This window comes from Staphylococcus sp. EG-SA-2 (assembly GCF_017152085.1).
In genome coordinates this window covers 1-7,856 of record NZ_JACYHC010000239.1, presented here as the reverse complement: position 1 = coordinate 7,856, position 7,856 = coordinate 1, and the positions used below count along the sequence as shown (strand labels likewise).

General features: G+C 33.5%; 9 protein-coding genes and 1 pseudogene. 6 read left to right on the top strand and 4 right to left on the bottom strand.

Annotation, left to right across the window (positions count from 1 at the left end; genetic code table 11):
* The 3 genes from IDG60_RS02345 to aaa all read left to right on the top strand — a co-directional run.
* Positions 1-315, top strand: a 315-nt coding sequence (locus IDG60_RS02345; RefSeq protein WP_206160455.1) for an ABC transporter permease subunit, incomplete at its 5' end; no start/stop codon positions are given.
* A gap of 36 nt (positions 316-351) precedes the next feature.
* Positions 352-1,194, top strand: a complete 843-nt coding sequence (gene gmpC, locus IDG60_RS02340; protein ID WP_000825530.1) for a dipeptide ABC transporter glycylmethionine-binding lipoprotein — start codon at positions 352-354, stop codon at positions 1,192-1,194.
* Between the two features lie 331 nt (positions 1,195-1,525).
* The gene (gene aaa / locus IDG60_RS02335) at positions 1,526-2,530 is read left to right on the top strand and encodes an autolysin/adhesin Aaa (RefSeq protein ID WP_001170264.1); all 1,005 of its coding nucleotides are present in this window, start codon (positions 1,526-1,528) and stop codon (positions 2,528-2,530) included.
* Between the two features lie 184 nt (positions 2,531-2,714).
* On the opposite strand, the gene IDG60_RS02330 is transcribed toward aaa, so the two are convergent.
* Complete coding sequence (locus IDG60_RS02330) at positions 2,715-2,984, bottom strand: hypothetical protein (RefSeq protein WP_001129473.1); 270 nt, start codon at positions 2,982-2,984, stop codon at positions 2,715-2,717.
* A 148-nt stretch (positions 2,985-3,132) separates the two neighbouring features.
* Here IDG60_RS02330 and IDG60_RS02325 point away from each other — a divergent pair, with 148 nt between their 5' ends.
* Both IDG60_RS02325 and IDG60_RS02320 read left to right on the top strand, forming a co-directional pair.
* A complete protein-coding gene (locus IDG60_RS02325; RefSeq protein WP_000588522.1) occupies positions 3,133-3,528 on the top strand; it encodes an NUDIX hydrolase in 396 nt (131 codons plus the stop codon).
* Positions 3,518-4,003, top strand: a complete 486-nt coding sequence (locus tag IDG60_RS02320; RefSeq protein ID WP_000183668.1) for a GNAT family N-acetyltransferase — start codon at positions 3,518-3,520, stop codon at positions 4,001-4,003. Before IDG60_RS02325 ends, IDG60_RS02320 begins: the two co-directional genes overlap by 11 nt.
* Before the next feature lie 168 nt (positions 4,004-4,171).
* On the opposite strand, the gene IDG60_RS02315 is transcribed toward IDG60_RS02320, so the two are convergent.
* From IDG60_RS02315 to gltC, 3 genes are all read right to left on the bottom strand, one after another.
* Positions 4,172-4,954 (bottom strand): YibE/F family protein, encoded by a 783-nt coding sequence (locus IDG60_RS02315; RefSeq protein ID WP_000994678.1) that lies wholly within the window; start codon positions 4,952-4,954, stop codon positions 4,172-4,174.
* Positions 4,951-6,069 (bottom strand): YibE/F family protein, encoded by a 1,119-nt coding sequence (locus IDG60_RS02310; RefSeq protein WP_001794550.1) that lies wholly within the window; start codon positions 6,067-6,069, stop codon positions 4,951-4,953. Before IDG60_RS02310 ends, IDG60_RS02315 begins: the two co-directional genes overlap by 4 nt.
* 114 nt (positions 6,070-6,183) lie before the next feature.
* Positions 6,184-7,068 (bottom strand): glutamate biosynthesis transcriptional regulator GltC, encoded by an 885-nt coding sequence (gene gltC / locus IDG60_RS02305; RefSeq protein WP_000403915.1) that lies wholly within the window; start codon positions 7,066-7,068, stop codon positions 6,184-6,186.
* Between the two features lie 180 nt (positions 7,069-7,248).
* Here gltC and IDG60_RS02300 point away from each other — a divergent pair.
* Positions 7,249-7,856 (top strand): annotated as a pseudogene (locus IDG60_RS02300) (glutamate synthase subunit alpha); the annotation flags it as partial.

Here is a 7,856-nt window from a genome sequence, read left to right as displayed (position 1 = left end):
GAAGTAGACGAGGGGATTATTGAAGCGGCGAAAGCGATGGGCGCTTCACCACTACAAATCATTAGATATTTTTTAATTCCTGAAGCGTTAGGTTCATTAGTATTAGCAATTACCACTGCGATTATTGGACTTATTGGAAGTACGGCGATGGCAGGAGCTGTTGGCGGTGGTGGTATAGGAGACTTAGCTTTAGTGTATGGTTATCAAAGATTTGATACGACGGTCATTATTATTACCGTTATTGTATTAGTCATTATTGTCCAAGTGATTCAAACGCTAGGGAATGTCCTAGCTAGATTCATACGTAGACATTAATGATATATAGTGAAGATTTTGAAAGGAATTGATAGAATGAAAAGATTGATTGGGTTAGTTATCGTAGCACTTGTATTATTAGCAGCGTGTGGTAGTAACAATGATAAAAAAGTAACAATTGGTGTCGCATCAAATGACACTAAGGCTTGGGAGAAGGTTAAAGAATTAGCTAAAAAAGATGATATTGATGTGGAGATTAAGCACTTCTCCGATTACAATTTACCGAATAAAGCATTAAACGATGGTGATATTGATATGAATGCATTCCAACATTTTGCATTTTTAGATCAGTATAAGAAGGCACATAAAGGAACAAAGATTTCAGCATTGAGTACAACAGTTTTAGCACCGTTGGGCATTTACTCAGATAAAATTAAAGATGTCAAAAAGGTTAAAGATGGTGCTAAAGTTGTCATTCCAAATGATGTATCAAACCAAGCACGTGCACTTAAACTATTAGAAGCAGCTGGTTTAATAAAACTGAAAAAAGATTTCGGATTAGCAGGTACAGTGAAAGATATAACGTCAAATCCAAAACATTTAAAAATTACTGCAGTAGATGCACAACAAACTGCGCGTGCTTTATCTGATGTCGATATTGCAGTTATTAATAATGGTGTAGCAACTAAAGCGGGTAAAGATCCTAAAAATGATCCGATATTTTTAGAAAAATCAAATTCAGATGCTGTAAAGCCATATATTAATATTGTTGCAGTTAATGACAAAGACTTGGATAACAAAACATATGCTAAAATCGTAGAATTGTATCATTCAAAAGAAGCTCAAAAAGCGTTGCAGGAAGATGTCAAAGATGGAGAGAAACCTGTTAATTTATCTAAAGATGAGATTAAGGCAATAGAAACGTCATTAGCAAAATAAATTATATTGCGTCCTACAAGCAAAGTTCATGCTTATGTTTGTAGGGCGTTATTGTTTGACAATAAAATTATTTCCAATAGAGAAAGGGAATGTAATCATTTTATAGTGAAATATTATGAAATTGTAATAATTTAGATATTGTAAAATCTAATAAGTTGTAATAATTTTAAGGGGTAATTATAAAATTTGATGATACAGTATATGATTTTTTTGTAATCATAATGTCATCAAACATCAACCTATTATACATAATAAAATCGTATAATGATGTAGTATTCATAAATTCGGATAAAAGAATGTTAGGAAAGTTAAGCAAGAGGAGGATTTTAAAGTGCAAAAAAAAGTAATTGCAGCTATTATTGGGACAAGCGCGATTAGCGCTGTTGCGGCAACTCAAGCAAATGCGGCTACAACTCACACAGTAAAACCGGGTGAATCAGTGTGGGCAATTTCAAATAAGTATGGGATTTCGATTGCTAAATTAAAGTCATTAAACAATTTAACATCTAATCTAATTTTCCCAAACCAAGTACTAAAAGTATCTGGCTCAAGTAATTCTACGAGTAATAGTAGCCGTCCATCAACGAACTCAGGTGGCGGATCATACTACACAGTACAAGCAGGCGACTCATTATCATTAATCGCATCAAAATATGGTACAACTTACCAAAACATTATGCGACTTAATGGTTTAAATAATTTCTTTATTTATCCAGGTCAAAAATTAAAAGTATCAGGTACTGCTAGCTCAAGTAACGCTGCGAGCAATAGTAGCCGTCCATCAACGAACTCAGGCGGTGGATCATACTACACAGTACAAGCAGGTGACTCATTGTCATTAATCGCATCAAAATATGGTACAACTTATCAAAAAATTATGAGCTTAAATGGCTTAAATAATTTCTTTATTTATCCGGGTCAAAAATTGAAAGTAACTGGTAATGCATCTACGAACTCAGGATCTGCAACAACTACGAATAGAGGTTACAATACACCAGTATTCAGTCACCAAAACTTATATACATGGGGTCAATGTACATATCATGTATTTAATCGTCGTGCTGAAATTGGTAAAGGTATTAGTACTTATTGGTGGAATGCTAATAACTGGGATAACGCAGCGGCAGCAGATGGTTACACTATCGACAATAGACCTACTGTAGGTTCTATCGCTCAAACAGATGTAGGTTATTATGGTCATGTTATGTTTGTAGAACGTGTAAATAACGATGGTAGTATTTTAGTTTCAGAAATGAACTATTCAGCTGCACCAGGTATTTTAACTTACAGAACGGTACCAGCTTACCAAGTAAATAATTATAGATATATTCACTAAAGTCTTACGTATATAAATATATAATGAATTCCTATTACATTTCACAAGCTGAAAAGTTGGATTGAATCCTAAACTTTATGGCGGGGCTATCAAAGTCGTGATTGTTGTAATAGGAATTTTTGTATAAGAAAAAGGATTGGTCGAATGAACTTCATGTTCTATGTTCGACCAATCCTTTTCTGAATTAGTATTCATGCTTTACTTTGCGAATGCTTGTAAATAATCTAGCACCGTTTGTTATTAAAGTAACAACTGCCACTGCTTTTTTGAACTTACGTGGTGACTTAATTGAAATGTAAAAGTCTAACACGGTTCCTACAGTGCTTAAACCTAATGAAAGATATACTAATTTTTTATTTTTAGCATGATATTTATAGCCATTGTAGCCGTCGACTATGAAACCTGCGACATTTAGTAAACTTGATAAACGTTGTGATTTGGAACGTTTTGCCATAATAATAATTCCCCCTAGTATCTTCTGTTTATATGAAAAGTTGGGTGCGCTGAATTGCTAACGTTTTGCGCTATAACTACTCATATATGATAACATAATTGTACAGTATAATTTGAAAAATTGATTTCACAAAGTTGGGGTGTCAAAGATGATTAAATGTGTCTGTTTAGTTGAAGAAACAGCTGATAAAATATTGCTTGTTCAAGTAAGGAATCGCGAAAAGTATTATTTCCCAGGTGGTAAAATAGAAGAAGGAGAATCACAAGTACACGCGCTGTTAAGAGAAGTAAAAGAAGAATTAAATTTAACATTAACAATGGATGAAATTGAATATATCGGGACAATTGTAGGTCCTGCATATCCACAACAGGATATGTTAACTGAGTTAAATGGATTTCGCGCATTAACCAAAATCGATTGGGAAAACGTAACTATCAATAATGAAATTACGGATATACGCTGGATTGATAAAGATAATGATGCGTTGATTGCGCCTGCTGTCAAAGTTTGGATTGAAACGTATGGTGGTAAACATGACAAATAATGACACCATCATGTTACGACATTATGTCCCACAAGATTATTCGATGTTAGAAGCTTTTCAATTAAGTGAAAGTGATTTGAAGTTTGTTAAAACGCCAGAGGAAAATATTACAGCTGCAATGTCTGATAATGAAAGGTATCCCATCGTTGTAATGGATGGCAGGCAATGTGTGGCCTTTTTTACATTACATCGTGGAAAAGGGGTCGCACCATTTAGCGATAACCAAGATGCAGTATTTTTCAGGTCATTTAGTGTTGATCAACGTTATCGTAATAGAGGAATAGGTAAAGTGGTAATGGAAAAATTGGCGTCATTTATCACTTCAACATTTCAGGATATTAATGAGATTGTGTTAACGGTTAATACTGACAATCCACATGCCATGGCACTTTATCGCCAACAAGGATATCAATATATGGGAGATAGTATGTTCATCGGAAGACCTGTTCATATTATGGCGTTAACTATAAAATAAATTAAATTTAAAAGCATCTTTACTCATCGTCGACCACAACAATTAATGATGAATAAAGGTGCTTTTTGTTATAGATCACCGGACAATTTAATATAGTAAAAAGCGACCTAGTGAACAATTGACATATATCCACAGGTCGCTTAACTTAAGTTATATTGCTAGTTGCGATTAATTGATAGACTCATCATTTTTGCGCTGTCGAGATGGTCTTTTTATTAAAAATGCCGTAATCCAAGCCGTAATCGGAATACTGATTGCAACGGCAATACCGCCTAAAATAATAGAAATAAATTCTTGGGCAAATATTTTCGAGTTTATAATATGACCAAATGAATATTTAAGTTTGAAAAACCAAATAAATAAAGCAAGTTGGCCACCAAAAAAGGCAAGGTAAATCGTGTTCGCAGATGTCGCTAAAATTTCTCTACCAACACGCATGCCAGATTGGAATAATTCGTATTGCGTAAGTGTTGGATTTACTTGATGCAATTCATAAATGGGTGAACTAATGGTAATCGTTAAATCTATCACAGCTGCAATAACAGCAAGAATAATAGTGAACACCATAAATTGAACCATATCAATGCCAATATTCATTGAATACACATATGTTTCATCTTGTTGTTCGGTTGAAAAGCCTTGTAGATGACCGAAGTAGACAGATAAATAAATGAGTGTAATCAACAATATTGTTGTAACGATAGTGCTGATAAATGCAGCTTGTGTTTTAACATTGTAACTATTGAGTACGAATAAATTACAAGCGCCAATAATAATGCAGAAAAAGAATGTGACGACATAAATCGGTACGCCAAAAATAATCAATACAATACTAATAATTAAAATAGCGAAATTTAAAAATAGGGTTAAATAAGAGATGAATCCCTTTTTACCTCCGAAAATTATCATCAGAAAGAGGAGCAATAACGCCAATATAAATACAGCATTCATTGTTTCGCCCTCCTTAATGTTTCAAATATTTCCATAAACAATATTGTGATAGGAATTGTAAGTACGATACCTATACCGCCTGTTAGTGCGCGCGCAATTTCTAACGACCAATTCATCGAAATAGTATAAGTCACAGTATTTGCATTTTTTAAAAAGATTAAAAACATAGGTAGTGCACCGGATAAATATGAGAATAATAAGATGTTAGTCATTGTTCCCATAATATCTTGGCCGATGTTTCGCCCAGCAAGCGCCCATCTCCTCATTGAAATGTGTGGCGTACGCTGTAAAATTTCATGCATACCACTAGCAATTGTAATTGCAACATCCATAATAGCGCCAAGTGAACCTATTAACACTGAGGCTAGGAAGATATCTTTCGGTGGTAATGATAAAAAGTTCATCGTTTCATATTTAATGCCTTTACCATCTGTCATATATATGATTAATTCTGTTAAACCTATACTCAAAAAAGTTCCGATAATTGTACTGGCTATGGTAATGAGTGTACGCATATGCCAGCCTGTAACGAGCAATAAAGTGAGTATTGTTGAACAGATCATGGCAATGGTCATGAGTAAGAATAAATTAATATTGCTATGTTGAATATGAATGTAAATTGCGATTAATATGGCAATAGAATTCAAGATTAACGATAAAATCGATTGCAGTCCGACTTTGCGACCAACCAATAATACAGTTAATAAGAACAAACCAGTGATGATAACCGTTAAGGTATCACGCTTCTTTTCTATAATATAAGCATCACTCGGCTTGTTAGAAATATGTAATAATACTTTTTCGTGTGTGCGAAATGCCTCAGAATCTGCTTGCGATTTGACGTACTGATGATTAATCGTCGTCGTTTCTCCAGCAAATTGACCATTTAATATTTTGACTTTTAATTGATTTTTATATTTAATATCACGATTATTTTGTGCATCTTTTGTAGGTGTCGAAGAAACATGTTTGACATCTATAATTTGACCAATTGGTTTGTTGTAAAAGTTCTCATTATTGAATGTAAATAAAATAGCACCAATGAATGCGATGCAGAACAAACCTAAAATTATATTAAATGGCTTTGTAAATAAATTTCTATATTTCAAAAACAAAACCCCAATTCTATGAATGAATTAATATGGTGATTATACGCCCTTAATTTTTTATTTTCAAAGATATTACTGCTAAGTGTAAAACGAAAATCATCATTGATAGCATCGAATTACTTAATGGAATGTAGACGTTTTAGTCATTAATTGCTGAATAAGTGTTAATAATATGCCAATATCACTCTTTGTATAAGGCTCCTTTGTAATAGCACATATCGTTCTTTTTAATTCAGTATGATCTAATTTTATATCTATCCATGATTTAGATTCTGGTAAATGTATATTTTGTGATGAAATGATGTAACCTTCTTTTTGACGAAGGAGATACTGCGCAAGTGGTTGGCTACTGATTGTGTATACATCTGATTTAGTAATCTTGCGCAATTGTTTTTTTACAGTTTCGGCAAATGGTGCCAAGCAATAAATATGACTATGCTCAAACTGAATTAATGGTGGGTGTGTCGCCATCGTAATTGGATCGTCTGAAGGCGCATATAAATGATAGTGCTCTTCGAATAAAGGTAGCATATGTAATTGTTTGTGTTTACGTATTTCTGGTGTAAGTTCCGTGAAACCAATGTCTATATTCCCATTTAATACGCTATTTATAATCGTGTCATGATCTAATAAGCTCGGTATGACATGTGTATCATTTTGTAAATGAAACGTTTGGATAAGTGGTAGTAACATGTGGGATACGTCACTCTCATCATAGCCAATGTAGATACTTTTATTTTTAGTTAATCCATGGCTTTGAAATTGTTCAATCGTGCTATCTAAATGTTCAATAATACGCAGAGCTTCATTAAATAATAATTTCCCTTCAGATGTGAGCGTAATATTGCGTCCTTGCTTTTTAAATAAAGACACATTAAGTTCTTGTTCTAATAATGTAATTTGACGGCTTATCGCTGATTGAGCAATGTTTAGTTCAAGTGCTGTTTCGGAGATATGTTCTCTTTTAGCGACCTCGATAAAATATCTTAATTGTTTAATTTCCATAGCGATATAGGCACCTCCGAAAATGAGTGTTTTGTAACTATTATAGCAATATTATTGATAAATGTTCTATTTTTTAGATGAATATCTTCTATTTTATATATTGAACAGATAAATTTTTTAGATTATAGTAATTATCATTAATAACTAATATCAGAATATTCTAAAAAAGGGGTGTGCATCATGCACAATGAGAAATTAATTAAAGGCTTATATGACTATCGTGAGGAACATGATGCGTGTGGTATTGGTTTTTATGCGAATATGGATAATAAAAGGTCTCACGACATCATTGATAAATCGCTTGAAATGTTGCGACGCTTAGATCACAGGGGCGGGGTCGGCGCAGATGGCATCACTGGTGATGGCGCAGGTATTATGACTGAAATACCTTTTGCATTTTTCAAACAACATGTAACGGACTTTGATATCCCAGGTGAAGGTGAATATGCCGTGGGGTTATTTTTTTCCAAAGAACGCATTTTAGGTTCTGAACATGAAGCAGTTTTTAAAAAATATTTTGAAGGCGAAGGGTTATCAATTCTTGGTTATCGTAATGTACCAGTTAATAAAGATGCCATTGCTAAACATGTAGCAGATACGATGCCAGTCATTCAACAAGTGTTTATTGATATTAGGGGCATTGAAGATGTTGAAAAGCGTTTGTTTTTAGCGAGAAAACAATTAGAGTTCTATTCGACTCAGTGCGATTTAGAATTGTATTTTACGAGCTTATCACGCAAAACAATTGTATATAAAGGTTGGTTACGATCAGACCAAATTAAAAAACT

Bases quoted from the DNA above. Each gene is read 5' to 3' on its own strand.
- gmpC (WP_000825530.1), top strand. From the start codon at position 352: ATGAAAAGATTGATTGGGTTAGTTATCGTAGCACTTGTATTATTAGCA.
- IDG60_RS02330 (WP_001129473.1), bottom strand. From the start codon at position 2,984: ATGGCAAAACGTTCCAAATCACAACGTTTATCAAGTTTACTAAATGTC.
- IDG60_RS02325 (WP_000588522.1), top strand. From the start codon at position 3,133: ATGATTAAATGTGTCTGTTTAGTTGAAGAAACAGCTGATAAAATATTG.
- IDG60_RS02320 (WP_000183668.1), top strand. From the start codon at position 3,518: ATGACAAATAATGACACCATCATGTTACGACATTATGTCCCACAAGAT.
- IDG60_RS02315 (WP_000994678.1), bottom strand. From the start codon at position 4,954: ATGAATGCTGTATTTATATTGGCGTTATTGCTCCTCTTTCTGATGATA.
- gltC (WP_000403915.1), bottom strand. From the start codon at position 7,068: ATGGAAATTAAACAATTAAGATATTTTATCGAGGTCGCTAAAAGAGAA.